The sequence below is a fragment of the Mesorhizobium huakuii genome (genome assembly GCF_030160235.1).
GTDB lineage: Bacteria > Pseudomonadota > Alphaproteobacteria > Rhizobiales > Rhizobiaceae > Mesorhizobium > Mesorhizobium huakuii.
This window is the reverse complement of record NZ_BSNY01000027.1, coordinates 254106-278680: the sequence shown is the minus strand read 5'-3', so window position 1 is coordinate 278680 and position 24575 is coordinate 254106. Positions and strand designations below refer to the sequence as shown.

Genomic DNA, 24575 nt, shown 5'->3' with positions numbered 1-24575 from the left:
GGCCGGCGGATCGGAACCGTAATTTGCGGCCATGTCCCATGATCACGACCACGACAACGAACTCGATCCGTTTGCCGCCCGCGTGCGCGCACTGGAGACCATCCTGACCCGCAAGGGGCTGATCGATCCGGCGGCGATCGACGTCATCGTCGATACTTACGAGACCAAGATCGGCCCGCGCAACGGCGCCAGGGTGGTGGCCAAGGCCTGGAGCGATCCTGCCTTTGCGGATTGGCTCAAGCGCGATGCGACGGCGGCGATCGAATCGCTGAGCTATACCGGGCGCCAGGGCGAGCACATGCAGGCGGTGTTCAACACCGAGGAGACGCACAACCTCGTCGTCTGCACGCTGTGTTCCTGCTATCCATGGTCGGTGCTTGGCCTGCCGCCGGTCTGGTACAAGGCGCCGCCCTACCGGTCGCGCGCGGTGATCGATCCGCGCGGCGTGCTCGAGGAATTCGGGCTGACGCTGCCGGCCGCCACCAGGATACGCGTCTGGGATTCGACGGCGGAACTGCGCTATCTCGTCGTGCCGATACGGCCGGCCGGCACCGAAGGCTGGAGCGAGGAGCGACTGGCCGAGCTGGTGAGCCGCGACGCCATGATCGGCACCGCGCTGGCGAGGGAGCCGGCATGAACGGGCCGCAGGACCTCGGTGGACAGATGGGATTCGGGCCGGTCGCGCCCGAAAAGGATGAGCCTTATTTCCACGCCGACTGGGAGAGGCGGGCGCTGGGTGTGACGCTGTGCGCCGGCGCCATGGGCGCGTGGAACATCGACGAGAGCCGGCATGCGCGGGAATCGCTGCATCCGGCCGATTATTATTCCTCCAGCTATTATCAGATCTGGATCAAGGCGCTGGAAACCTTGCTCAAGCGCCATGGTTTCGTCAGCGAGCGCGATCTCGGGGCGGGCGATGCGATCGATGCGGCGGCGACCCCGAAACGCGTGCTGCAGGCGGAGAATGTGCCTGCCGTGCTGGCCAAGGGCGGCCCTTGCGACCGGCCAATGGCGGAGCCGGCGCGCTTCAAGGCCGGCGATCCCGTGCGGACCAAGAATTTCAATCCGACCGGTCACACCAGGCTGCCGCGCTATGCGCGTGGCAAGCGAGGCAAGATCGAGGCGGTGCGCGACGGCTTCGTCTTTCCCGACAGCAACGCGCATGGCCAGGGCGAAAACCCGCAATGGGTCTATACGGTGGTTTTCGACGGCACGGAGATCTGGGGCGAGGGGGCGGATCCGACGCTTGTCGTCTCGATAGACGCCTGGGAGAGCTATCTTGAGCCGGCATGAGGGCACCTTGCCGTTCGACGAACCAGTGTTTTCAGAACCATGGCAGGCTGAAGCGTTCGCCATGACGGTGGCACTGCACGACAAGGGCTTGTTTTCGTGGAGCGAATGGGCGGAGGCCCTGTCCGCCGAGGTCAAGAAGCCGGGCGCTGCAAGCGACGGCCATGACTATTACGAACATTGGCTGGCGGCGCTGGAAAAGTTGCTGGCGGCCAAGGGTGTCGCCGGGAAAAGCGATGTCGACGCGCTTGCCGCCGCCTGGGAGCGGGCCGCGCATGCGACGCCACATGGTAAGCCGATCCTGTTGGAGAATGATCCGCAGTTCAGCCGCAGGTCGTAGCGGCCCGATCGCAAGTCGCGGCTTGCTCAAGCGGATGGGCCGTGACCGCCGGACCGTTGCCGACATCGGTTCAACCTGCGACGATGTCACGATGATGATCTCCGCCGCGCCATGGCCTTTGCTGCAAATCGCGATCGAAGCGAAGTCGAAGGCCGATGAAGAAAAGCTGCGTGTCGCCCTGCTTAAGCTGGCGGAAGAGGATCCCGACTTCCGCGTCATACGGGACCAGGAATCCGGCCAGACGATCATCGCCGGCAGGGACGAGCATCACCTCGAAACCGTCGTTGACCGCGTCCGCGGCGAATTCAACGTCGAGGTGAATGTCGGCGCTCCACAAGTGGCCTATCGCGAGACGATCACCCATGTCCGCGAACAGGACTATACGCACAAGAAGGTATTCGCCGGCCAGGGACAGTTCGCCCGCGTCAAGATCGCGTTCGAACCGAATGGGCACAAGCCGGACTTCGTGTTTGTGTCCAGGATCGTCGACGGTGCGGTTCCCGACGAGTATGTTGCCGGGGTCGAAACGGGGCTGCGCAGCGCCCTGTCGGCGGGGCCGTTCGCGGGCTTCCCGGTGATCGGGGTCAAGGCGACTCTGCTGAACGGCGCCTGGCACGATGCCGATTCCACGGCGTTGGCTTTCGAGGTCGCGAGTCGCGCCTGTTTTCGCGAAGCCGCTCCGCGGCTTGGCGTGCAGCTGCTCGAGCCGATCATGAAGGTCGAAGTGGAGACTCCGGAAGACTGCCTCGGCAGCGTCATCCGCGAACTGCATAGCCGTCGCGGCCAGATCCAGGATCAGGAAATCCGCGAAGTGGCCGTCGTGCTTCACGCGACCATGCCGCTGGCGAACATGTTCAAGCTGGAGGATGCGATCCGCTCGCATTCGAAAGGGCAGGCGCGCTTGAGTGTCAGCTATGCCAGATACACTTCTGTCCCCCTGCCGCCCGACGATCGCGACCCGCCGGCCGCGATGGCGATTGCCTGATTTCCGCGTCGCTCGAATCCGACGGAGACGCGACAAGGTTTGTTCTCTTTACGTTCTCGTGTGCGCCTGATAGTATGAACCGTCGGCGACGCTCGGTGCGTCACTGGCGGCAGTCGACAGGCGACTGTCTTGTCTTTCGCTTGCGAATCCGGTCTGTCGCACCGATGGAATTTTCTCCCCAACAGGACGAGGCGCTGCAAGCGGTCGCCCGCTGGCTGCAGGCCGGCAAGCCGCAATTGTTCCGTCTGTTCGGCTATGCCGGCACCGGCAAGACGACGCTGGCGCGCTATTTCGCCGAACATGTCGATGGCCAGGTGCAGTTCGCCGCCTTCACCGGCAAGGCGGCCCAGGTGCTGCGCTCCAAGGGGGCGGTCAATGCCCGCACCATCCATTCGCTGATCTACCGGCCCAAGGGCGAGGAATCGGTCGAGGACGAGGTGACCGGCAAGACCTCGATGTCGCCGACCTTTTCGCTCAACCGGCAGAGCCCGATCTCGCGCGCGAAACTGGTCGTCATCGACGAATGTTCGATGGTCGACGAGCAACTCGGCCGCGACCTGATGAGTTTCGGCACGCCGATCCTGGTGCTGGGCGATCCCGGCCAGCTGCCGCCGATCTCGGGCGGCGGCTTCTTCACCGATCACGAACCGGATTTCCTGCTCACTGAAATCCATCGGCAGGCGCGCGACAATCCGATCCTGCGACTGGCGCTCGACGTGCGCGAAGGCCGCGAATTCATGCGCGGCGACTATGGCACGGCGCAGGTGATCGGCAAGGAAGACGTCACCCAGGAACTGGTGCTCAGGGCGGACCAGGTGCTGGTCGGCACAAATCGCACCCGCCGCCGCTACAATCAGCGCCTGCGCGAGCTCAAGGGCTTCAACGCCGACTATCCGCAGGCCGGTGACAAGCTGGTGTGCCTGCGCAACGATCCCGCCAAGGGGCTGCTCAACGGCTCGTTGTGGAAGGTGATGACCTCGTCGCGCGAGACGGTGAAGCCGGGCATCAACCTCCTGATCTCGCCGGAAGAGGACGATCCCGACCGCGGCGTCGCCAAGATCAAGCTGCTCAAGGCGGCGTTCGAGGATCCGGACGCCGATATCCCTTGGCAGCAGAAGAAGCGGTTTGACGATTTCGACTACGGCTATGCCTTGACCGTGCACAAGGCGCAGGGGTCGCAGTGGAACGAGATCGTGCTGTTCGACGAAAGCTGGGCCTTCAAGGAAACGCGCCAGCGCTGGCTATACACCGCGATTACCCGCGCGGCCGAACGATTGACCATCGTCAGATAAAGTTACGACGCCGGCTTTTCTCGTACGCCGACCTGCCGGACCCCGAGCCATTCCCAGGCCTCTTCTTCGTCTTCGGCCTCGAAATGCCTGAATTCGATGGGCGACGACGCGGGCAAGGCGTGTCGCGCGTTTGGTGTCCAGTCCGGCGTGCCGATCGCCGCGCAGCGGCCTATATGCTCCAGCGCATGGATGGCACCCTGCTTGAGGGTTTCTTCGGAGATGTCGGTCCAGTCGACGCCCTCGTGATCGACGATGCGCACGGCCACGTCGATTCGCTGATGCAGCGCGTAGGCCGCCTCCAGCAGGCCGAACAGGTTTTCCGCATCGGCGGCCGAGACATGACCGACCACGTCGATGGCGAACAGGTCTTCGCGCTCGGTGTCGATGCGACGAATCGCCGGCACGGATTGCAGGAAATTCACGAGTGGGCCTCCTTTGGCGGAACAGCGTTGGTCTTCTGGAACACCGGAAACCCCTATCTGTTCCCGTCAAAGGCGCTATAGATGCCCGATCTAGAGCGCGCCGCGGCTGAACGTGTGGCCATGGCGCGCCGCTAACCGCCTGATTCCACGGACGCCAGACATGCCAGCAAAGCTTTCCGTCAACCTCAACGCCATCGCCATGCTGCGCAACCGGCGCGACCTGCCATGGCCCAGCGTCACCGGCATCGGCCGGCTTGCGCTTGCCGCCGGGGCGCATGGACTGACGGTGCATCCGCGTCCCGACGAACGTCATACACGGCATTCCGACCTGCCCGAGATCCGGGCGCTGATCGACGATGAGTTCCCGCAGGCGGAATTCAACATCGAGGGCTACCCGAGCGAGGATTTCCTGGCGCTTGTGGAAAAACATCAGCCCGAACAAGTGACGCTGGTTCCCGACGATCCGGCGCAGGCAACCTCCGACCATGGCTGGAACTTCATCGCTGACGCGGCATTCCTGACGCCGATCGTCAGGCGCCTGAAGAAGGGGGGCTTCAGGGTGTCGCTGTTTTCCGACGCCGATCCTGCCGGCATGACGGCCGCCCGCGATACCGGCGCCGACCGGATCGAGCTCTATACCGGCCCTTATGGTAGCTATCATTCTGATTCCGAAAAGGCCGCCAAAGAGCTGGAAAGATTGGGAAAAACCGCTGACGCTGCATTTGCCGCAGGCCTCCAGGTCAATGCCGGGCACGATCTGACGGTGGCCAATCTGCCGGCCCTGGCCAGGCGCATTCCGGCGTTGGCCGAAGTGTCAATCGGACATGGGTTGACAGCCGACGCGTTGGAGTATGGCATGGCCGGCACGGTGGGTCGGTTTCTTAGAGCCTGCGGTTGGTAGGGGTAGAGTTTCGCCTTGCAGGTATCGCAGCCATGGCGTGCAATTGACATCGCATCGCAGCATGCGTGAAGCACCGCGCGCTCGCCGGGGAGTGGTCTATGGACCTTGCCAGTCGCGGTAGCGAGGCCGAAACCGTCGAGCAATCGAGCCATTCCGGGGCCGAACAGCACAGCACCAAGGTTCTTATGCTGGGTGCGCTAGGCGTTGTCTATGGCGATATCGGCACCAGTCCGATCTACGCCTTCCGTGAGGCGCTTCACGCTTCTCCTGGTATCGATACCCGCGCTCAAGTGCTTGGTGTGCTATCGCTGATCGTCTGGGCGCTAACGATCATCGTGACCATAAAATATGTCGCTTTCGTGCTTCGCGCCGACAACAAGGGCGAAGGCGGTACGTTGTCGCTGATGTCCCTGGCGCGCACCGCCTATCCCAAAGGTGCGCGGCTCATTCTGGCGATCGGCCTATGCGGCGCGGCGTTGTTTTTCGGCGATTCGATCATAACGCCGGCCATCTCCGTGCTGTCGGCGGTCGAAGGCCTTAGGGTGATGACGCCGACACTGGACGCCTACGTCGTGCCGATCACGCTGGTCATCCTGGCCGTCCTGTTCTCGGTGCAGCGCTTCGGCACGGGAAAGGTGGCGGCGGTGTTCGGGCCGGTGACCGCACTATGGTTCCTGGCTATCGGCGTAGCAGGGCTCTATCACCTGATGGACGATCCATCGATCCTGCTGGCCATCAATCCCTATTACGCGGTCGCCTATCTCGCCAGCACACCCACCGCCGCCTTTGTCACTGTCGGCGCGGTGTTCCTGGCGGTGACCGGGGCCGAGGCTCTTTATGTCGATCTCGGCCATTTTGGCCGCAAGCCTATAGTGTTGGCGTGGTTCTCCGTGGTTTTCCCATGCCTGCTGCTCAACTATTTCGGGCAAGGTGCTTTTGTGCTGGCCAATGGCGGGAGGCCGACCAATCCGTTCTTCCAGATGCTGCCTGACTGGGCGCTAATGCCGATGGTGGGGCTGGCGACGGCCGCAACCGTCATCGCTAGCCAGGCAGTCATCTCCGGGGCCTTCTCGCTGACCCGCCAGGCGGTACAGCTCAGCCTTCTGCCACGCATAGAGGTGCAGCATACGTCCGAAATGCAACTCGGCCAGATCTACATGCCCCGCATCAATCTGCTCATCGCCTTGGGAGTGATGCTGCTGGTCGTCGGTTTCGGCAGTTCGAGCTCGCTGGCTTCCGCCTACGGTATCTCGGTGACCGGCGAAATGCTGATGACGACGATCCTGCTGTTCGTCGTCATGCGCAAGCTGTGGAAATGGAGGCTTGCGGTCGCCCTGCCGCTGACATTGCTGTTCGGCATCATCGACAGCGGCTTTTTCCTGGCAAACATCGTAAAGATATTCGAAGGCGGCTGGGTATCGATCACGGTTGCCTGCCTGATGGGGCTGATCATGTGGACCTGGATACGCGGCACGCGCTATCTGTTCGACAAGACCCGCCGCAACGAGATCCCGCTCGATTTCCTTGCCGCCAATCTGCTGAAGAAGAAGCCGCACCTGGTGTCCGGCACCGCGGTGTTCCTGACCAGCGATCCGCTCAGCGCGCCGACCGCGCTGATGCACAGCCTGAAGCACTACAAGGTGCTGCATGAGCAGAACGTCATCCTTTCGGTGGTGACGGCGCCGCAGCCGGTTGTGCCTGACAGCGATCGGGTCAAGATGGAGACGCTCAACGAGCTGTTCATGCGGGTGACGCTGACCTTCGGCTACATGGAACAGCCCAACATTCCGCGCGCGCTGGCGATCTGCCGCAAGCAGGGCTGGAAGTTCGACATCATGACGACATCGTTCTTCCTGTCGCGGCGCTCGCTCAAGGCCTCGCCCAATTCAGGCATGCCGGTGTGGCAGGATCGGTTGTTCATCGGCTTGGCGCGCACGGCGGCCGACGCGACCGAATATTTCCAGATCCCGACCGGACGTGTCGTGGAAATCGGCACGCAGGTCGCTATCTAAAGGCAGATACGGCAGGTCTTATGGGCGCCCGCCACGCCCCGCGGCCGCGAATTCAGCCCGCGACCATTGGATTATAGGCCATTTCCCAAGGAGCCTAGCGTGGCCAGCATAGGAGCCATCACGCAACGGCACTTGATATTGCATCGCAGCAAGCGTAGAGCACCGCGCGCTTATCGGAGTGTCGTCCATGGCCCTTGCCAACACTGGTAGTGAGGCAGAACCCGTCGAACAATCGAGCCATCCAGAGATCGAGCAGCATAGCACCAAGGTGCTGATGCTGGGCGCGCTGGGTGTTGTTTATGGCGATATCGGCACCAGCCCGATCTACGCCTTTCGCGAGGCACTGGTGGCGTCGTCCCACGGCACCGTCGCCGATCGCGGCGATATCCTCGGCGTGCTGTCGCTGATCATCTGGTCGCTGACGATCACGGTTACCGTAAAATATATCATGTTCGTGCTGCGCGCCGACAATCGCGGCGAGGGCGGCGTGCTGTCGCTGATGGCACTGGCGCGCGGCAGTTTCCCCAAGCGTTCGGCGGTCATCCTGGGCATCGGCATCGTCGGCGCCTCGCTGTTTTTCGGCGACGCCGTCATCACGCCGGCGATTTCGGTGCTGTCGGCGGTCGAGGGCATGAATGTCGTCACCCCTGCCTTCCAGCCCTATGTCGTGCCGCTGACGCTGGTCATTCTTGCCGTGGTGTTCGCGGTGCAGCGTTTTGGCACCGGCGGGGTGGGATTGGTCTTCGGCCCGGTGACTGCGGTATGGTTCCTGGCGATCGGCCTGTCGGGCCTCAATCACATAGTCGCCGATCCGGAAATCCTGTGGGCGATCAGCCCGCACTACATCGTCGCTTTCCTGATCCATTCGCCCGACGTCGCCTTCGTTACGGTGGGTGCGGTCTTCCTCGCCGTCACCGGCGCCGAGGCGCTCTATGCCGATCTCGGCCATTTCGGCCGCAAGCCGATCGTGCTGGCCTGGCTGGCGATCGTGTTTCCCTGCCTGCTGCTCAACTATGCCGGGCAGGGCGCCTTCGTGCTGGCCAAGAACGGCGTCGTCGGCCATCCGTTCTTTGAGATGAACGAGGGGTGGGCGCTGATCCCGATGGTGGTGCTGGCCACCGCCGCGACCGTCATCGCCAGCCAGGCGGTGATATCGGGTGCCTTCTCGCTGACCAGGCAGGCGGTGCAGCTCAACATGCTGCCGCGCCTCGAAATCCTGCACACGTCGGAAAAACAGTCCGGCCAGATCTACATGCCGCGCGTCAACCTTTTGCTGGCGCTGGTGGTGATGATGCTGGTGGTTGGCTTCGGCGAGTCCAGCAAGCTCGCCTCCGCCTACGGCATCTCGGTGACCGGCAACATGCTGGTGACGACGGTGCTGCTCTATGTGATCATGACTCGTATCTGGAAGTGGAAGCTCAGGGTTGCGATCCCGCTGACCGCACTGTTTGCCTTCATCGACGTCGGCTTCTTTGCTTCCAACATCGTCAAGGTCTTCGAGGGTGGCTGGGCTTCGCTGGCGGTTGCCTTCGCCATTATCCTGGCGATGTGGACCTGGGTGCGCGGCAGCCGCTATCTGTTCGACAAGACCCGCCGCAACGAGATCCCGCTCGATTTCCTCGCCGGCAATCTGCTGAAGAAGAAGCCGCAGCTTGTATCCGGCACCGCGGTGTTCCTGACCAGCGATCCGCTCAGCGCGCCGACCGCGCTGATGCACAGCCTGAAGCACTACAAGGTGCTGCATGAGCAGAACGTCATCCTTTCGGTGGTAACGGCGCCGCAGCCGGTGGTGCCTGACAGCGACCGGGTCAAGATGGAGACGGTCAACGAGCTGTTCATGCGGGTGACGCTGACCTTCGGTTACATGGAACAGCCCAACATTCCGCGCGCTCTGGCGATCTGCCGCAAGCAGGGCTGGAAGTTCGACATCATGACGACATCGTTCTTCCTTTCGCGGCGCTCGCTCAAGGCCTCGCCCAATTCCGGCATGCCGGTGTGGCAGGATCGACTGTTCATCGGCCTGGCGCGCACGGCGGCCGATGCGACCGAATATTTCCAGATCCCGACCGGGCGCGTGGTGGAGATCGGCACGCAGGTGGCGATCTGACAAGCGCGATCGCCTTACCTGAAGCGGTGCGGAGGCGGGCATGAGCGGCGAATTGGTGCTTGTCACCGGCGGATCGGGCTTCCTCGGCGCCCACTGTATCCTTGCCCTGCTGAACGCGGGCTACCGCGTGCGCACGACGGTGCGCTCCGCCAAGCGTGAAGCCGATGTTCTGGCCATGCTCAAGGCTGGTGGCGTCGAGCCGGGCGGCCGGGTGTCCTTTGCCATCGCCGACCTCATGATCGACGCCGGCTGGCCGCAAGCGGTCGCAGGCTGTGACTATGTGCTGCACGTCGCCTCGCCATTTCCGCCCGGCGTGCCGAAGCACGAGGATGATCTGATCATCCCGGCTCGTGAAGGTGCGTTGCGCGTGCTGCGGGCGGCGCGGGACGCTGGTGTCAAACGCGTCGTGCTGACCTCGTCCTTCGCGGCCATCGGCTATGGCAAGATGCCGCCCGGGCCGTTCACCGAGGAGAGCTGGACCGATCCGACGGCCAAGGTCAGCGCCTATGTGAAATCGAAGACGCTCGCCGAGCGCGCGGCCTGGGATTTCATCGCCGCCGAGGGCGGCAGGCTGGAGCTGGCGGTCGTCAACCCGGTCGGCATTTTCGGGCCTGTGCTGGGGTCCGACCATTCGACTTCCACCGAATTCGTCCAGCGCATGATGAATGGCGCCATGCCGGGCCTGCCGCGCCTGTCCTTCGGCGTCGTCGACGCACGCGACGTGGCGGACCTGCATGTGCGGGCCATGACCAACCCGGCCGCCAAAGGCGAGCGCTTCCTGGCGGTATCGGGTGATTTCATGACCGTGCGGGAAATCGCGCAGACCGTGAAAACGCGGCTCGGCGACGCGGCAGCGCGCGTCAAGACGCGCGAACTTCCCGATTGGCTGGTGCGGATCGTGGGCCTGTTCAATCCCGAGGCCGCGCAACTGGCGACGGAGCTGGGCAAGGTCAAGAATGCCACCAATGCCAAGGCGGTGCGTGTCCTCGGCTGGGCGCCGCGCTCGCGCGAAGACGCGCTGGCCGCCACCGGCGAGAGCCTGGTCCGGCTCGGCCTGCTCAAGAAGTAGCGCGGCGGGAGGGTGGCCTCCCGCCGCTCCAGCTTTCCTGCAATTGCTCTGGTTTCAACCAGCCAGCGCGGCCTTGTTGGCCTCGAGGAACTGCTTCAGCGTCTGGGGCTTCCTGCCGGAAAGCGTTTCGACCGCATCCGTCACCATGGCGATGCGGCCGGATCGGGTGTTGGCGTCGAAGGAAACGATGACGTTGGCGAACTCCTCGGGAACGCCAGCCGCCTTCACACCTTCGGTCAGCGCCTCGTCGGGCAGCTGGATGACTTCCAGCGGCTTGCCGGTGACTTCACTCACCAGGGCGGCGATCTCGGCTGTCGTATAGGCCTGCGGGCCGGTCAGCGTGTAGGTCTTGCTGTCGGTCGAACCGGAGGCGAGACCCGCGGCGATGGCCGCGGCCATGTCGTCGCGCGCACCATGGGCGATGCGGCCGTCACCCGCCGACGTGTACCACTGTCCCGAGGCAATGGCGGGTGGCAGGGCCATGAACAGGTTCTCCTGGTACCAGCCGTTGCGGAAGATCGTATAGGCAATACCGCTGGCCTTGATAGCCTGCTCGGTGCCGTAATGGTCGCCGGCAAACAGCACTGGCGAAACCGGCTCCGGATTGGGCATCGAGGTATAGAGCAAGTGCGAAACGCCTGCTTTCTTCGCCGCCGCCACCGCCGCCTCATGCTGCTTCAGGCGCCTGCCGGTTTTGAGGTCGAGATCGCTGGTCGAAATGATCAGGACCCTGTCGGCGCCCTTGAATGCGTTTTCCAGCGAGGTCGCGTCGTTGAAGTCGGCAGCCCTGACAACGACGCCACGCGCCGCCAGATCGGCAACGCTTTCCGGGTTGCGGGTGGTGGCGATGATCCTTGCCGGCGGGACTTTGTGCGTGTCTAGGAGATAGCGGATGACGCTGCGGCCAAGCTGGCCGGCAGCACCGGTGACGAGAAGGGTTTCGGTCATTGGGAGGTCCTGTCGTTGCGCCAAGCGGCGAGTGCGTACATCGGTCTCAAAAAGAGACCAGCACTAAAATAGGAATTGACCCGATGTCGTAAAGAAGGCAGTTTTTCGGGAGGTAGGCACACGCAGGGAACCAGCCATGGATAGCCGGATCGTCAATCTAAGATCCAAACTCGACGTCTACAAAGCCATGACCGGTGGCGGAAATCTTGCCGATTGCCCGGTCCGCGACGTTATCGATGGCCTCAACGGCAAATGGAGCTCGCTGCTGATGGCGGCGCTGGCCGAGCAGCCCTATCGCTTCGGTGAGTTGCGGCGGCTGGTGCCCGATATCTCGCAGCGCATGCTGACCCAGACGCTCCACGACCTGCAGCGCGACGGCTATGTGCATCGCGAAGTGTTCCCGACCAAGCCGCCCAGCGTCGAATACAGCCTCACCGATCTCGGACGCTCGATGTTCGGCGCCCTGCATCATCTGATCCAGTGGGCCGAACTCAACCACGATGCGGTGCGCGAGGCGCGGGCCGGTTTCGACGCGACGCAGGCTTGAGCAGCGCGACGGCGTGAGGCGGCGCGACTTGATTTCATCAGGCGGCTGAAGGATTGTCCCGGCCAGTTCGGCTTGGGGGCATCGGTATTTCCTACGATATTGCAATTGCAGGCGCCGGTCCGGCGGGGCTGGCCGCCGCGCTCTATCTCCAGCGGGCAGGGCACAGGGTCACCCTCTTCGAGCGCTTCGAGGAGCCGAAGCCCGTCGGCTCCGGGTTGATCCTGCAGCCGACCGGCTTGACGGTTCTGGCCGATCTCGGCCTGCTCGACGATATACTGACGCTCGGCGCCCGCATCGACCGGCTGCATGGCGCCGATGCCTCGACCGGTCGCACCGTGCTCGACGTCCGCTACGACGCCCAGCGCGGCCGCCGTTTCGGCCTGGCCGTGCACCGGGCGGCGCTGTTCGGCGTGCTTTTTCGCGCCGCCCGGCGCGAGGCCGTCGCCATCGAGACCGGCGTCGAGATCGAGACGGTCGAAGCCGGCGAACGGGCGACGCTGATCTGTGGCAATGGCCGCAAGGCAGGGCCGTTCGATCTGGTCGTCGACGCCAGTGGTTCGCGCTCGAAACTGCGGCAGAGCGTTGCCAATGCAGGCGCGCCACGGCCGCTCAGCTATGGCGCGTTCTGGGCTTCGCTCGGCTGGCGCGGCGAGGGCTTTGACGAGCACGCGCTGTCGCAGCGCTACGACAAGGCCAGCGTGATGATTGGCGTGCTGCCGATCGGCCGGCCGGAGCCGGGCGCCGATAAGATGGCGGCCTTCTTCTGGAGCCTGAAGCCTGATGCTGCGGATGCGGTGCGCGCTGCCGGCATCGACGCCTGGAAGGAGAGGGTGGTGCGGCTGTGGCCACAGAGCGAGGCGTTCACCAGCCAGATCGACAGTTTCGACCAGCTGTCGCTGGCGCGTTACGGCCACCATACGATGAAACTGCCGGTCGGCCGCAAGCTTGCCGTCATCGGCGATGCCGCGCATTCGACCAGCCCGCAGCTTGGGCAAGGGGCCAATATGGCGCTGCTCGACGCCGCGGCACTCAGCCACGCGCTGGCGCGCACGCAGAGCATCGAGGCAGCGCTCGAAGCCTATGCCGGGGCGCGGCGCTGGCACGTGCGTGTCTTCCAGGCGCTGTCGCTGGCGTTCACGCCGTTCTACCAATCGGATTCCGTGGCGCTGCCCTTCATCCGCGACAGGCTGGTGGCGACCATCGCAAAGATCCCGCCGGCGCCGCAGTTCCTGGCATCGATGGTCGCCGGCACGATGATCGATCCGTTCAGGCGGGCAGGACTGACGGAAGCGCGATGGGATTTCGGACAAAATCCAGATCATGATAGGACCGCTTCATAGAGTTTTTCGCCCCGGCCGGTTCGCATGCACACCCTGCTCAGAACACGAGAATCGCAACATCTGATGCGTGTTGTTGCATCTGTTCTGGTGATGCTGGCGGTGGCGTTTCTCTCACCGCAGGCGCAAGCCCAGACGCCCGGCCAGGCCAGTCAGCAGGCGACGGCCACCGAGGAGGGGCTGAAAGCCCGTATCGACGCGGCCTACAAACTGATGATGGACGCAGGGCGCTTCGATGAAGGCTATGCGCATTTGCGCGCCACGCTGCTCGATGCGGCCAGAAGCGATCTCTACGACTTCACCGTGGAGAACTACTCGAACGCCGGCGCGACGTTCCTCAACAACCAGATCCTCGACTATGCCGAAGAGATTTTTGCCGAAGGGCTGAAAACCCGGGCGATGCAGCAGGATGTCGCCAAGCGTGGCGACTTCTATCTCAATTACGCAATGCTGAAGCAGGCCGAGAAGGACTATCAAGGCTTCGTTTCCATGTGCGCGACAGCCACCAATCTATACGCCCACTACCATGGCAAGGAATCCCAGGAACTCCTGTTTGCCAACGATGTGTTGGCGACCGGGGTCGCCGCATTCGGTCAAATCGCTGCGGCGATCAATGTCGAACAGCGCAATCTGAAGTTGGCCACGCAGGTAGCCGGTACCGATGATCGTTTCATCTGGAAGCTGCAGAACAATCTAGCCGACATGCTGCGCCAGATGCGGGCTCCGACACGCGCTTTGCAATACGATCTGGCCGTGCTGGAGAAGCGGATCGGCTACCACGGCCCAAATCACTTCAACGTTTTGGTCAGCGCCAATAACACGGCGCAGGACTATCTGGACCTTGGCAAATACGATGAGGCCTTGCGCTACTTCCAGCAGGACCGGGATATTGCCGTCGTTCTCAAGCAGGAAGGCAATCTGGTCGAACAGGCCGATGCCTGGCTGCTCTATACCAGGGCGCTCTCTGGCGCGCAGCCGCTCGATGAGCAGACAATGACAAGGCTGCAACAACTGACCACCGACGCGAACTATCCCGAAATACTGGCGATCAAGATCGCCAACCTGCTCGCCGCGCATTTCATCGCAGTGGGCGACACGGAAAATGGCATGAGCCAGCTTGAGCGAGCCCGAAGCATCGCCGAAGCGACGTACGGGGTGGTGCACCCGCTAACCTTTGCCGCGCGACAGGCCATGGCCAATCTCAAGGCGAAGACGAGCCCGGAGAAGGCGGCTGCCGATTTCGCGGCTCTCGACGAGGACATGCTGCGTTGGAATTGGTTCCAGGTAAGCACGGCCGGCAATCCAATCGTGGCCGAGGCCAGCCGCGCCCTTGCCGACGATATGCTGTACGACTATGCGCGCCTCGCAAAAGACAACACATCGGTGGTGCCGGCCTTTGCCGAAGCCGTGCGCCGCTGGCCAACGCTTGAAAATGAGAAACGCGATCTGTTGCGCAGACTGTCCCGCCTGATCGATCCGAACGATGCGGAGACACGGCACTTGATCCAGGCTGGGATCCGGCTGTCCCTGGCCTATCAGGAGGCGGCCTCCAGCGGTGACAGTTCCGACGATCCCGGGGCGGTGCAGCCGGGACAGGTTGAAGCGGCATACGAAAAGGCCACGGCCAGAGTCATGGCCAAATACAGTTTCAGCCAGAGCGTGGTGGACAAGCCGCTACCGTCCGCCGGCACCCTGCTGAAGCCCAATGAAGCGCTGGTGGACTACTTCATCACCCGTAAGTGGCGGGAGGATCGGGAGAGCGCCGACCCGCTGGAGGACGAGCGCCTTTATGCCATCGTCACGCGCAAGGACCAGCTGCCGCGCCTCTACGATCTCGGCGACCCGCGCCGGCTCATCCCGGCCGCTCGCGAGACACGCATGGCAAATCTGAGGTCGACGCGTTCCGCGCAGGAACGCGGCGCCGTGACCTTGATCGATCTGAATGCCACATTTACCGGGCTTTATACCGGTCTGATCGCACCGTTGGAGCCGTCGCTTGGTGGCGCCGATACGCTTTTCGTGGTGCCGGACGGAAAATTGTTTTCGGTGCCATTCCCCTTGCTGCAGGACGGCAAGGGCGCGTCGCTCGATGACCGTTTCGTCGTGCGCATGCTGACGCGGCCGGAATCGCTGTTGAATGCCGGCGTCGACCAGAGTCTTCCCAAGACGGGCAAAGCCTTGCTGGCCGGCGGGCTGGACTATGCACGAGGTTCGGAAAAAGGGGCGGAGCCGCTACCAGGCACAGCCAGGGAGGTTGACGCGATCGCCTCTATCCTGGGCGCCCATCACTTTTCGGTCCAGATGCTTACCGGGACGGCGGCGAGCGAGCGGATGCTGCGCAAGGATATGGAGCAGGCGACGATTGCGCATCTGGCCACCCATGGCGCCTACCGCGACGAGAAAGAGGGTGGCGTGGGCGCCGTGAACGCACTTTGGCAGAGCCAGGTCGTGCTGTCGCAGTCGGGAGACCGGCAGTCGATGAAACGTGACGATGATGACGGCCGGCTCTATGGCATGGAACTGATGAACTGGGATCTGTCGGGCCTCGACCTACTTGTCCTGTCCGCCTGCGAGACGGCCCGTGGCCAGGAGACATTCGTCGGCGGTTTGCGCGGCCTGCCGACCGCAATCGACATTGCCGGCGCAAAACGTTCGCTGTTGACGCTGTGGCCTGTGGACGACGCCGGAACCGCCGCTTTCATGGTCGGGTTCTATGGCCATCTTGCCGCGGGACAAGCCTATCCGGAAGCGTTGCGCCAGACCCGCCGCGATGCCCGCGACGGAAAGATATCAGGCGCCCAGGATCCGCGGGTCTGGGCCGCCTTTGTCATGTTCGAGAACTGAGGCCGCTCGAAGCGTAAGCTTGCTCGCGATCCCCGTTCAAGCCGATCGTGCCAACGCAAAGGGTCCGGCTTGCTCGCCTTGGCGGATGAGGCTCGACAGAAAAGATCCCTTCGCTTGCAGGAATGCATGCAGGCGCTGCGGATAATCCGGCGCTACGGCGTGCTTGATTGACGGGCGTTCACTCAGTGCCCGCCTCCAGGCCTGGACGCGCGGCTTGCCGTCCAGGATGCCGAAATCGCCGATCCGGTCGAAAGCGTCGAGATACCTGAAGACGGGCCCATACACCGCATCGACGAGCGAGAAGCGGTCGCCCGCAAACCATGGCCCACTCCGCCGGACGCCATCCGCCAGTTCGGCCTCAAGGCGATCAAACATGCCCGACAGCGCGCGGGACTCGGCAAGGAACCCGGCCTCGGTCGACGCTGAATACAAGCGGCCGATGGCATTGAGGATGGCCGAGCCGTATTCGATCCAGGCGCGATGCCGGGCACGGGCGTAGGGGTCGGACGGGTGTAGGGGATTGGCCTGCGTCTCCTCGAGGAATTCGAGGATGACAGCCGATTCGAAGATCGTCGTTTCGTTGCCATTTCGCTGGACGCGCAACAGCGGCACCTTGCCGAGCGGCGAGATCGCCTTGAACCACACAGGCTTGTCGGCGAGGTCGATGTCGACGCGCTCGAACGGCACGCCCTTCTCGGTCAGCGAGATCGCCGCGCGCTGGATATAGGGGCAGAGAGGGTGGCTGACGAGAATGAGCTTGTCGGTCATCTCACTCTCCCCAGACATAGTTCAATGCGCCGTTTTCGACGCGCGTCGACAGGAACATCAGGCGGGAATTCCTGGGCGCCGGGCCGTCGAGACGCTCGCCCGATGTCATGTCGAAGGCGGCGCCGTGCCATTGGCAGACCAGCCTGCCGTCCTTGCAATCCAGCGGCCCGCCGAAATGCAGACAGGCATTGGCGGCGGCGCGGATGCGTTCGCCGCTGCGCCAGACATGGACCTCGCGGCCGAAGAACGGGGCGATCAGGCTGCCGGTCTCGGGGACGTCGGCGACCTTGCAGATTTCGTGTTTCATCGGTTTGCCTTTCGATGTTGATGCAATTGCATTCATGTAGATGCAGATGCATCTATCGTCAAGCTTGATGCATCTGCATCTATCGCCTAGGGTGAGCCATGACCGAGAAAGCCACGCCTTCGCCGGAAGCCATCACGGCCTGGGCCCGCCTGATGCGCGTTTCGCGCCAGCTGGTGGAAAACGCCGAGGACGCGCTGAAGGCGGGCAGCCTGCCGCCGCTTGCCTGGTACGACGTGCTGCACGAACTCGCCGAAGCGGGCGAGGGCGGTCTGCGGCCGTTCCAATTGATCGAGCGGACCTTGTTTGCGCAGTACAACATCTCGCGGCTGCTGGCCCGGCTCGAAGCCGACGGTCTGGTCGAGAAGCTGAAGGTCGCCGATGACGGTCGCGGCCAGACCATCCGCGTCACGGCCAAGGGGCGCGAGACGCGCCGGCGGATGTGGGCCGTCTATGGAAGATCGATCGCCGAACTGGTTGGCGCCAAGCTTTCAGCGGACGAGCTGAAGATGATGTCGGCGCTGCTTGGCCGGCTGCGTGATCCGCCCGTCCTCGACTGATCCTGGTCCGTTCCCCGCGATGCTCAATAACGGCGCTGGCGCTCGCGGACTTCGATCTTTTTCCGCGCCGCCCCCTTGCGCGCCGGGCCAGATTGCGCAATATGCCGAACCGTAACGTACGGTACGGCTTGCCAGGATGATCGGTTTGCCTGTCCGCGAGGGAAGAGGCGTGTTGCACATCGTGCCTGATATCGACACCAGCGAGACGCTGACTGAGCGGCAGAAGGCCGTTCTGGACGCGGCGTTGCGGCTGTTGGTCGAGGAGGGCGATCAGCTGACCATGACCGCCGTGGCGCGGCGGGCCAGCTGTTCCAAGGAAACGCTCTACAAATGGTTCGGCGACCGCGACGGGCTGTTGACGGCGACCGTGCAGTGGCAGGCTTCCAAGGTGCGCGTGGCGCCCGTCGACGGCAAGGGGCTCGACCTTGCCTCGCTGACGGCGAGCCTCGAGCGTTTCGCTTCCGACTGGCTGAACGTGATTTCCAGCGACACTTCGATCGCGCTCAACCGGGTGGCGGTCGGTCATGCCGGATCGGGAAAGGATAATCTCGGCGCCGTCGTGCTGGAGAATGGCCGCTTCGCGCTGGCCAGGCGGCTGAAGCCGGTGCTGGAGGCCGGGCGCCAGGCCGGGCTCCTCGATTTCACGGATGCCGAGACGGCGTTCCGTAGCTTTTTCGGGCTCGTCGCCCGCGACGTGCAGATCCGTCTGCTGCTCGGCGACCGGCTGGAATTGACTGAGGCGACGATCGGCGGCGATGCCGTGCGGGCGACGCAGCAGTTTCTCGCTCTTTTCGGAGCAAAAACCAGGCTGAAAGGCCTCTGATCTTAGAAACGGGAAGGAAGTAAAATGCGCGTCTATTACGATCGTGATGCCGATCTCAACCTGATCAAGGGCAAGAAAGTCGCCATCATCGGCTATGGCAGCCAGGGCAGGGCGCATGCGCTCAACCTCAAGGATTCCGGCGCCAAGGAAATCGCCATCGGCCTCAAGGCCGGCTCGGCGACCGCCAAGAAGGTCGAGGCCGACGGGCTCAAGGTGATGAGCGTGGCGGACGCCGCAAAATGGGCCGACCTGATGATGATGGCGACGCCCGACGAATTGCAGGCCGACATCTACAAGAACGAGATCGCGCCGAACATCCGCGACGGCGCTGCGATCGCCTTCGCGCACGGCCTCAACGTGCATTTCGGCCTGATCGAGCCGAAGTCGACCGTCGACGTCGTCATGATCGCGCCGAAAGGCCCTGGCCACACGGTGCGCGGCGAATACCAGAAGGGCGGCGGCGTGCCGTGCCTGGTCGCCGTCAACCAGGACGCTTCGGGCAATGCGCTCGACCTGGCGCTGTCCTACGCCTGCGGCGTCGGCGGCGGCCGTTCGGGCATCATCGAGACCAATTTCCGCGAGGAATGCGAAACCGACCTGTTCGGCGAGCAGGTCGTGCTGTGCGGCGGCCTGGTCGAACTGATCCGCGCCGGCTTCGAGACGCTGGTGGAAGCCGGCTACGCGCCGGAAATGGCCTATTTCGAGTGCCTGCACGAGGTCAAGCTGATCGTCGACCTGATCTATGAAGGCGGCATCGCCAACATGAACTACTCGATCTCGAACACCGCCGAATGGGGCGAGTATGTCTCGGGTCCGCGCATCATCACCGCCGAGACCAAGGCCGAGATGAAGCGCGTGCTGAAAGACATCCAGACCGGCAAGTTCACTTCGGAATGGATGCAGGAATACCGCGCCGGCCTGTCGCGCTTCAAGGGCATCCGCCGCATGAACGACAGCCACCAGATCGAGGAGGTCGGCGCCAAGCTGCGCGCGATGATGCCGTGGATTTCGAAGAACAAGCTGGTCGACAAGGCCAAGAACTGATCGAAATCCGTTCTTCCTGATCAAAGCAAAAAACGGCGCCCCAGGGCGCCGTTTTCATTCCGCGTGGCGCGCTTAGAGATCAGCTATAGGGCGACCAGCATTGCTGGCGCGGGCCGCCATAGGGCTGGAACGTGTTGTCCCAGGCACGGTACGACCGGTAGCGGTTATAGCACCACCGGACATGGGCATTCGAAAGCCGCCCGGCGCGATAGTAGCGGCGTGGTGCCGGCGCATAGTAATCGTAGTTGTTGTAGTTGTTGTACATGCTGCCGAGGCCGAGCCCCAGGCCAAGGCCAAGGATCGCGGCACCCGCACCGTCATCATAGTAGCGGCGATGGTGATGCCGACGCCAACGCCAGTCATCGCCGCCGTTCCAGTTTCCGCCGTTCCAGTTGTCGCGGTTCCAGTGCCGACCACCGTTCCAGTGGCCTGACCGGCGCCATCTCCAGTCTTCGTTGTAGGCCGGACGGTTATTGCCGCCAGCCCATCCTTCGCGCACCGGCGTTACCGCCGGTGCTGCCGTGCTTGTCGGAAGCGCCAGATCCGGTTGCAGGATCGGTCCGGCGGCAGATGGCGCGGTGATGCCGGAGACAATGCCGAGCGCAATCAGCCCGGATTTGATGGTGGACGAAAAGAGCGAATTCATAACACTCTCCAAGAGCTGAAGGCCCCACGCCTACCCTGGAATGGGTCCACTGTGGATCTTTGCGTCTGAACGGCGGATGAACGGAAAGGTTCCGTCAACCATGGCGCGAATGCGGTCAGGTCCAGTCGATCCTGGCTTGTGGTCCTGCGATCTTGTGTTCCGGCGCTCTTGCAGGCAAAGGTCAGGTCATGTCGCTGCGCCTTGCCACCTTCAATGTCGAGAACCTGATGAACAGGTTCGACTTTTCCGGCTATCGCAACCAGCTCAACGAGGATCGGACGCTGGCGCTGTTCGATATACAGAGCGAAGCCGAATACAAGATGTTGGAGCAGGCCCGCGCCATCGCGCAGTCCGACGATACCCGCCAGCTGACGGCGCTGGCGATCGCCGCCACACGGGCCGACATCATCTGCATGCAGGAGGTCGACAACATCGAGGCGCTGAAGGCCTTCGAATACGGCTATCTGTTCAAGATGGTGGGGCAGGGCTACCGGCAGAAATATACCACCGCAGGCAATGATTCGCGCGGCATCGATGTCGCCGTGATGATGCGCAACGAGACCGCGCAGGGACAGCCGATCGAATTCGTGCGCATGACCAGCCATGCCTACGTCACCTACGAGCAGTTCGGGCTGCACACGCCGGAACTGGCCGCCCTTGGCAGCCAGGCCAATGAACGCATCTTCCGGCGCGACTGCCTGGAAGTCGACATCACCGTCGGCGGCGTGCCGCTGACGCTCTATCTCGTGCATTTCAAGTCGATGGGCTCGCCGCGCAACGGGCTCGACGGACGCGAGGCGACGATGCCGGTGCGCATTGCCGAGGCGCAAGCCGTGCGCCGCATTATCGAGGAGCGCTTCGGCGCGGATCATGCCGCCGATAAGCACTGGGCGATCTGTGGCGACATGAACGATTACCGCCAGCGCGTGAAGATCGCCGGCGACGATCTCGACGGCTACCGTTTCGAGGTGGTCGATGAGGCACAGTCCTGCATCAACGTGCTGACGGCCGGCGGCTTCTGCGAGAACGTCATCGAGCGTCGGCCGGAAATGAACCGCTGGACCTTCTATCACACGCGCGGACCCGAAGAGCGGCATCTCTGCCAGCTCGACTATATCCTGCTATCCAGGGGGCTGGCGGCGAGGAACGCCACCGCCGTTCCCGACATCATCCGCAACGGCCAGCCCTGGCGCACGATCTTTCCGGCTGGCCAGGAAGTCGAGCGCTTTCCGCGCGCCGGCTGGGACCGGCCGAAAGCGTCGGACCATTGCCCGGTGGCGATCACGCTGGACATGGCTCGATAGGCGGCATTTGGGGCTACACGCATGAGTTTCGACCTGCCACGCAATGTCATCCTGCCGGTCGATGCAATCGACGTCCGGCTCGACCCCGGCCCGCATCCTTTCGCCCGCGACAATAAACAGGCGGTCGCCGAGAACTGGCAGCGCGAGATAGCGGCCAAGCCGGCGCTGTTCGACGGCACGGTGGTGCTGCTGTCGCAACTCGCGTACCGCGACAACCGTCTCGTCGGCCGCTGCCACGCGGTCAACTACTCCACCTTCATGCTTTGGCGTAAGCGGCGCGAGAATTCAGGCGCCGAGCATGCCTATGCCCATGCCATGCTGGTCGCCGGCGATAATGCGCTGGTGGCGATCCGCATGGGGTCACACACGGTCAATGCCGGGCGCGTCTATTTCGCCGCCGGGTCGTTCGAGCCGGACGACTTTCGTGACGGCCTGGTGGACGTCGATTTCAACATGATCCGCGAGGTGCGCGAGGAAACAGGCCTCGATCTCTCGGCTGCCAGGCGCGGCGTGCGCTGGCACGCCCTGTCGACCACGCGTGGGACCGTCATCTTCCGCCGCTATCATGTCGACGAGCCAGCCGATGAGATCGCGCGGCGAATCTCAGCCTTCGTCGCCGGCGAAACCGATCCGGAGATCGACGGGCCGGTGATCATCCGCCATGCCGGCGACCTGCCGGACGGACTGGCATTGCATATGAAGCCGCTGATCGAGTGGCATTTTTCCGGCGTGGGCTAAAGGCGCGTCTTGTCCTGCGCCGCCTTGCGGTCGTTGCGGGCCGCGACGAGGAACAAGATGAAGCCGATGCCCAGCAACCCGCCCATGGCCATTCCCATGGTCTGGCCGACGACTGCCTGGAAATCCGGTGTGACACGATCGGGATTGGTCATGCCGAAGCGGGCGAGATACCACCAGATGCCCGCCAGGACGGCCTCGATGATGACCATCGTCACGATCAGTCGTGTCTTCTTGCTCATGCGTTGTTCCTCGACCCGAGATGCTTGCCCTAGCATCGTCGACCCGCGGGCGACAGTGCTGGCGGCGCAGGCAAGCGTCCAAGGCTGGGGATAGCCGTCGATCCATGGCGGAGCCGGCCAGGTCTTTTACTCGTGCCGCAGCGCGTCGATCGGGTCGAGCCTGGCGCCGCGCAGCGCCGGGAAGAAGCCGAACACCATGCCGATCAGCGCCGAGAAGCCGACGGCCAGCAGGATGACCGCCGGGCTCGGCGCGAAGGGGATGGTCAGCGTCACCGAGGCGAGGCCGGCGAGCGCCAGGCCGATCAGGATGCCGATGATGCCGCCGAGCAGCGACAGCACCGTCGCCTCGACCAGGAACTGGATGAGGATGTGCTTTTCATGCGCGCCTATGGCGAGCCGGATGCCGATCTCGCGCGTGCGCTCGGTGACCGAGACCAGCATGATGTTCATGATGCCGATGCCGCCGACCAGAAGGCTGACGCCGGCGACGGCGCCCAGCATGCCGGTCATGGTGGTGGTGGCGCTGGCCATGGCGTCGGCGATCTGCGTCATGTCGCGGATGCCGAAATCGCTCTCGCGGTCGGGCGTGATGCGGCGCGCATCGCGCAAAATATCCTCGACGCGGGGCTGCAACTCGCTGGTCGGCGTGCGGTCGTCGGCGGCGATGTAGATGTTGTCGATGTCACGGTTGCCGGCGATGCGGCGCTGATAGGCGTGCAGCGGCATCAGGACGACATTGTCCTGGTCCTGGCCGAAGCCGGTGTAGCCCTTGGGTTCGAGCAGGCCGATGATCTTGCAGGAGGTGCGGTTGACGCGGATGATCTCGCCTTCGGGATCGCCAGCGCCGAAGAATTGCTGGCGCACCGTCTCGCCGATCAGGCAGACGCCGGTGCCCGAGCGGGTTTCGGAATCGCTGAACGGCCGGCCCGACACCAGCTTCCAGTCGCGCGCATCGAGATAGGCGCTGTCGGTGCCGGTGACGCCCGAGGTCAGACTCTCGGTGCCGAAGATGACGCGGACCTGCTTTTGCGATGCCGGCGAGATGGCGCGCGCGCCGGTGAGGTGCGCGACCAACGCAGCGAGGTCCTTCTCGGCCAGCGGCCGCACTACCTGGTCAAGCCCGCCCGGACCGCCAGGACCGGCCGGGCGACCGGCGCGGACGACCAGCAGGTTGCTGCCGAGCTTGGAGATGTCGGCCTTGACCTTCTGCGTGGTGCCGGAGCCGATGGTGAGCATGGCGATGACAGCGGCGACGCCGATGACGATGCCGAGCAGCGTCAGGAACGAACGCAGCACGTTGCGGCGTATCGAGCGCAGCGAGAGGCGGACGGTTTCCCAGATCATGGTCAGGCCACCTCGACATTCACGGTATCGGAGGCGACATGGCCGTCGAGGAAGCGGATGGTGCGCTCGGCATAGTCGGCGACGTCGGCCTCGTGGGTGACCATGGTGACGGTCAGGCCGAGCTCCTTGTTGAGCTTCGTAAGCAACTCCATGATCTCGTGCGTGCGGGCGGTGTCGAGATTGCCGGTCGGCTCGTCGGCGACGAGCAGCGTCGGCCGGGTGACGATGGCGCGCGCGATCGCCACGCGCTGCTGCTGGCCGCCGGAGAGTTCGGCCGGCGTGTGATGCTCGCGGCCGACAAGGCCGACCTGGGCGAGCGCCTGCATGGCAAGGTCGCGGCGCTCGCGGCTGGCCACGCCGCGATAGATCAGCGGCAGTTCGACATTTTCCGCCGCCGTGGTACGCGCCAGCAGATTGTAGCCCTGGAAGACGAAGCCGACATAGAGGTTGCGCAGCATGGCGCGGCGGTTGCGGTCGAGCCGTCCGGCGTCGACGCCCATGAAGGAGTAGGTTCCGGCCGTCGGCGTGTCGAGGCAGCCGATGATGTTCATCGCCGTCGATTTGCCGGAGCCGGACGGCCCCATGATGGCGACGAACTCGCCACGCCGGATGGCGAGGTCGACGCCAGCCAGCGCGTGCACGCGGGCCTCGCCGTGGCCATAGCTCTTCCAGACCTTGTCGAAGGTGATGAGGGGTGCGCCGGCGGCCACG

At 63.8% G+C, this 24575-nt stretch carries 24 protein-coding genes and 1 pseudogene; 17 read left to right on the top strand and 8 right to left on the bottom strand.

Annotated features, from left to right (window positions below; all coding sequences use genetic code 11):
• Positions 1 to 31 precede the first annotated feature (31 nt).
• The 5 genes and pseudogenes from nthA (at position 32) to QQK95_RS15415 (ending at position 3907) form a co-directional block, all read left to right on the top strand.
• Positions 32 to 637, top strand: a complete 606-nt coding sequence (nthA, locus tag QQK95_RS15435) for a nitrile hydratase subunit alpha (protein WP_284274094.1) — start codon at positions 32 to 34, stop codon at positions 635 to 637.
• Positions 634 to 1293 (top strand): nitrile hydratase subunit beta, encoded by a 660-nt coding sequence (nthB, locus tag QQK95_RS15430; protein WP_284274092.1) that lies wholly within the window; start codon positions 634 to 636, stop codon positions 1291 to 1293. The genes nthA and nthB overlap by 4 nt, the downstream gene beginning before the upstream one ends.
• Positions 1280 to 1630, top strand: coding sequence for a nitrile hydratase accessory protein (locus QQK95_RS15425; RefSeq protein WP_284274090.1), 351 nt, complete (start codon positions 1280 to 1282; stop codon positions 1628 to 1630). The genes nthB and QQK95_RS15425 overlap by 14 nt, the downstream gene beginning before the upstream one ends.
• Before the next feature lie 109 nt (positions 1631 to 1739).
• Positions 1740 to 2615 (top strand): annotated as a pseudogene (gene fusA / locus QQK95_RS15420) (elongation factor G); the annotation flags it as partial.
• Positions 2616 to 2779: 164 nt separating this feature from the next.
• Positions 2780 to 3907: an ATP-dependent DNA helicase gene (locus QQK95_RS15415; protein WP_284274089.1), complete on the top strand. Its 1128-nt coding sequence runs from the start codon at positions 2780 to 2782 to the stop codon at positions 3905 to 3907.
• Positions 3908 to 3909: 2 nt separating this feature from the next.
• On the opposite strand, the gene QQK95_RS15410 is transcribed toward QQK95_RS15415, so the two are convergent.
• On the bottom strand, positions 3910 to 4329 hold the full coding sequence (locus QQK95_RS15410) for a SpoIIAA family protein (protein ID WP_284274087.1): 420 nt from the start codon (positions 4327 to 4329) through the stop codon (positions 3910 to 3912).
• A 160-nt stretch (positions 4330 to 4489) separates the two neighbouring features.
• Here QQK95_RS15410 and QQK95_RS15405 point away from each other — a divergent pair, with 160 nt between their 5' ends.
• The 4 genes from QQK95_RS15405 (at position 4490) to QQK95_RS15390 (ending at position 10418) form a co-directional block, all read left to right on the top strand.
• Positions 4490 to 5230, top strand: coding sequence for a pyridoxine 5'-phosphate synthase (locus QQK95_RS15405; protein WP_284274085.1), 741 nt, complete (start codon positions 4490 to 4492; stop codon positions 5228 to 5230).
• A 98-nt stretch (positions 5231 to 5328) separates the two neighbouring features.
• Positions 5329 to 7242: a potassium transporter Kup gene (locus QQK95_RS15400; protein WP_284274083.1), complete on the top strand. Its 1914-nt coding sequence runs from the start codon at positions 5329 to 5331 to the stop codon at positions 7240 to 7242.
• A 187-nt stretch (positions 7243 to 7429) separates the two neighbouring features.
• A complete protein-coding gene (locus QQK95_RS15395; protein ID WP_284274081.1) occupies positions 7430 to 9349 on the top strand; it encodes a potassium transporter Kup in 1920 nt (639 codons plus the stop codon).
• Positions 9350 to 9389: 40 nt separating this feature from the next.
• Positions 9390 to 10418 (top strand): SDR family oxidoreductase, encoded by a 1029-nt coding sequence (locus tag QQK95_RS15390; protein ID WP_284274056.1) that lies wholly within the window; start codon positions 9390 to 9392, stop codon positions 10416 to 10418.
• 54 nt (positions 10419 to 10472) lie between these two features.
• On the opposite strand, the gene QQK95_RS15385 is transcribed toward QQK95_RS15390, so the two are convergent.
• Complete coding sequence (locus tag QQK95_RS15385; RefSeq protein ID WP_284274053.1) at positions 10473 to 11366, bottom strand: SDR family oxidoreductase; 894 nt, start codon at positions 11364 to 11366, stop codon at positions 10473 to 10475.
• A 136-nt stretch (positions 11367 to 11502) separates the two neighbouring features.
• Between QQK95_RS15385 and QQK95_RS15380 the strand changes: the two genes are divergently transcribed.
• From QQK95_RS15380 to QQK95_RS15370, 3 genes are all read left to right on the top strand, one after another.
• Positions 11503 to 11913, top strand: coding sequence for a winged helix-turn-helix transcriptional regulator (locus QQK95_RS15380; protein WP_284274051.1), 411 nt, complete (start codon positions 11503 to 11505; stop codon positions 11911 to 11913).
• 53 nt (positions 11914 to 11966) lie between these two features.
• The gene (locus QQK95_RS15375) at positions 11967 to 13253 is read left to right on the top strand and encodes an FAD-dependent oxidoreductase (protein WP_284274049.1); all 1287 of its coding nucleotides are present in this window, start codon (positions 11967 to 11969) and stop codon (positions 13251 to 13253) included.
• Positions 13254 to 13316: 63 nt separating this feature from the next.
• Positions 13317 to 16094: a CHAT domain-containing protein gene (locus QQK95_RS15370; RefSeq protein WP_284274047.1), complete on the top strand. Its 2778-nt coding sequence runs from the start codon at positions 13317 to 13319 to the stop codon at positions 16092 to 16094.
• A 36-nt stretch (positions 16095 to 16130) separates the two neighbouring features.
• Here QQK95_RS15370 and QQK95_RS15365 read toward each other — a convergent pair whose 3' ends face one another.
• Both QQK95_RS15365 and QQK95_RS15360 read right to left on the bottom strand, forming a co-directional pair.
• Positions 16131 to 16862, bottom strand: a complete 732-nt coding sequence (locus QQK95_RS15365; protein WP_284274045.1) for a glutathione S-transferase family protein — start codon at positions 16860 to 16862, stop codon at positions 16131 to 16133.
• Between the two features lies 1 nt (position 16863).
• On the bottom strand, positions 16864 to 17169 hold the full coding sequence (locus QQK95_RS15360) for a Rieske (2Fe-2S) protein (protein WP_284274043.1): 306 nt from the start codon (positions 17167 to 17169) through the stop codon (positions 16864 to 16866).
• Positions 17170 to 17267: 98 nt separating this feature from the next.
• Between QQK95_RS15360 and QQK95_RS15355 the strand changes: the two genes are divergently transcribed.
• From QQK95_RS15355 to ilvC, 3 genes are all read left to right on the top strand, one after another.
• Positions 17268 to 17726: a MarR family winged helix-turn-helix transcriptional regulator gene (locus tag QQK95_RS15355; RefSeq protein WP_284274041.1), complete on the top strand. Its 459-nt coding sequence runs from the start codon at positions 17268 to 17270 to the stop codon at positions 17724 to 17726.
• Positions 17727 to 17895: 169 nt separating this feature from the next.
• Entirely contained in the window at positions 17896 to 18549 is a 654-nt protein-coding gene (locus QQK95_RS15350; protein WP_284274039.1) for a TetR/AcrR family transcriptional regulator, read from the top strand.
• Positions 18550 to 18573: 24 nt separating this feature from the next.
• Entirely contained in the window at positions 18574 to 19593 is a 1020-nt protein-coding gene (ilvC, locus tag QQK95_RS15345; RefSeq protein ID WP_010910140.1) for a ketol-acid reductoisomerase, read from the top strand.
• Between the two features lie 79 nt (positions 19594 to 19672).
• On the opposite strand, the gene QQK95_RS15340 is transcribed toward ilvC, so the two are convergent.
• On the bottom strand, positions 19673 to 20239 hold the full coding sequence (locus QQK95_RS15340; protein WP_284274035.1) for a BA14K family protein: 567 nt from the start codon (positions 20237 to 20239) through the stop codon (positions 19673 to 19675).
• A gap of 188 nt (positions 20240 to 20427) precedes the next feature.
• Here QQK95_RS15340 and QQK95_RS15335 point away from each other — a divergent pair, with 188 nt between their 5' ends.
• On the top strand, positions 20428 to 21543 hold the full coding sequence (locus QQK95_RS15335; protein ID WP_284274034.1) for an endonuclease/exonuclease/phosphatase family protein: 1116 nt from the start codon (positions 20428 to 20430) through the stop codon (positions 21541 to 21543).
• Positions 21544 to 21564: 21 nt separating this feature from the next.
• Positions 21565 to 22281: a hypothetical protein gene (locus QQK95_RS15330; protein ID WP_284274033.1), complete on the top strand. Its 717-nt coding sequence runs from the start codon at positions 21565 to 21567 to the stop codon at positions 22279 to 22281.
• Here the strand turns inward: QQK95_RS15330 and QQK95_RS15325 are convergent.
• The 3 genes from QQK95_RS15325 to QQK95_RS15315 form a co-directional block, all read right to left on the bottom strand.
• Entirely contained in the window at positions 22278 to 22520 is a 243-nt protein-coding gene (locus QQK95_RS15325) for a hypothetical protein (RefSeq protein ID WP_284274032.1), read from the bottom strand. The two genes, QQK95_RS15330 and QQK95_RS15325, sit on opposite strands and share 4 nt — an antisense overlap.
• Positions 22521 to 22646: 126 nt before the next feature.
• Entirely contained in the window at positions 22647 to 23864 is a 1218-nt protein-coding gene (locus tag QQK95_RS15320) for an ABC transporter permease (protein WP_284274031.1), read from the bottom strand.
• 2 nt (positions 23865 to 23866) lie between these two features.
• On the bottom strand, positions 23867 to 24574 hold the full coding sequence (locus tag QQK95_RS15315) for an ABC transporter ATP-binding protein (protein WP_284274030.1): 708 nt from the start codon (positions 24572 to 24574) through the stop codon (positions 23867 to 23869).
• Position 24575: the final 1 nt, after the last annotated feature.

What these genes read in the sequence shown, in the direction of transcription:
- QQK95_RS15415 (WP_284274089.1), top strand. Translation starts at nt 2,780, where the DNA reads ATGGAATTTTCTCCCCAACAGGACGAGGCGCTGCAAGCGGTCGCCCGC.
- QQK95_RS15400 (WP_284274083.1), top strand. Translation starts at nt 5,329, where the DNA reads ATGGACCTTGCCAGTCGCGGTAGCGAGGCCGAAACCGTCGAGCAATCG.
- QQK95_RS15395 (WP_284274081.1), top strand. Translation starts at nt 7,430, where the DNA reads ATGGCCCTTGCCAACACTGGTAGTGAGGCAGAACCCGTCGAACAATCG.
- QQK95_RS15390 (WP_284274056.1), top strand. Translation starts at nt 9,390, where the DNA reads ATGAGCGGCGAATTGGTGCTTGTCACCGGCGGATCGGGCTTCCTCGGC.
- QQK95_RS15355 (WP_284274041.1), top strand. Translation starts at nt 17,268, where the DNA reads ATGACCGAGAAAGCCACGCCTTCGCCGGAAGCCATCACGGCCTGGGCC.
- QQK95_RS15330 (WP_284274033.1), top strand. Translation starts at nt 21,565, where the DNA reads ATGAGTTTCGACCTGCCACGCAATGTCATCCTGCCGGTCGATGCAATC.
- QQK95_RS15320 (WP_284274031.1), bottom strand. Translation starts at nt 23,864, where the DNA reads ATGATCTGGGAAACCGTCCGCCTCTCGCTGCGCTCGATACGCCGCAAC.
- QQK95_RS15365 (WP_284274045.1), bottom strand. Translation starts at nt 16,862, where the DNA reads ATGACCGACAAGCTCATTCTCGTCAGCCACCCTCTCTGCCCCTATATC.
- QQK95_RS15370 (WP_284274047.1), top strand. Translation starts at nt 13,317, where the DNA reads ATGCGTGTTGTTGCATCTGTTCTGGTGATGCTGGCGGTGGCGTTTCTC.
- QQK95_RS15405 (WP_284274085.1), top strand. Translation starts at nt 4,490, where the DNA reads ATGCCAGCAAAGCTTTCCGTCAACCTCAACGCCATCGCCATGCTGCGC.
- nthB (WP_284274092.1), top strand. Translation starts at nt 634, where the DNA reads ATGAACGGGCCGCAGGACCTCGGTGGACAGATGGGATTCGGGCCGGTC.
- QQK95_RS15380 (WP_284274051.1), top strand. Translation starts at nt 11,503, where the DNA reads ATGGATAGCCGGATCGTCAATCTAAGATCCAAACTCGACGTCTACAAA.
- nthA (WP_284274094.1), top strand. Translation starts at nt 32, where the DNA reads ATGTCCCATGATCACGACCACGACAACGAACTCGATCCGTTTGCCGCC.
- QQK95_RS15360 (WP_284274043.1), bottom strand. Translation starts at nt 17,169, where the DNA reads ATGAAACACGAAATCTGCAAGGTCGCCGACGTCCCCGAGACCGGCAGC.
- QQK95_RS15325 (WP_284274032.1), bottom strand. Translation starts at nt 22,520, where the DNA reads ATGAGCAAGAAGACACGACTGATCGTGACGATGGTCATCATCGAGGCC.
- QQK95_RS15385 (WP_284274053.1), bottom strand. Translation starts at nt 11,366, where the DNA reads ATGACCGAAACCCTTCTCGTCACCGGTGCTGCCGGCCAGCTTGGCCGC.
- ilvC (WP_010910140.1), top strand. Translation starts at nt 18,574, where the DNA reads ATGCGCGTCTATTACGATCGTGATGCCGATCTCAACCTGATCAAGGGC.
- QQK95_RS15340 (WP_284274035.1), bottom strand. Translation starts at nt 20,239, where the DNA reads ATGAATTCGCTCTTTTCGTCCACCATCAAATCCGGGCTGATTGCGCTC.
- QQK95_RS15335 (WP_284274034.1), top strand. Translation starts at nt 20,428, where the DNA reads ATGTCGCTGCGCCTTGCCACCTTCAATGTCGAGAACCTGATGAACAGG.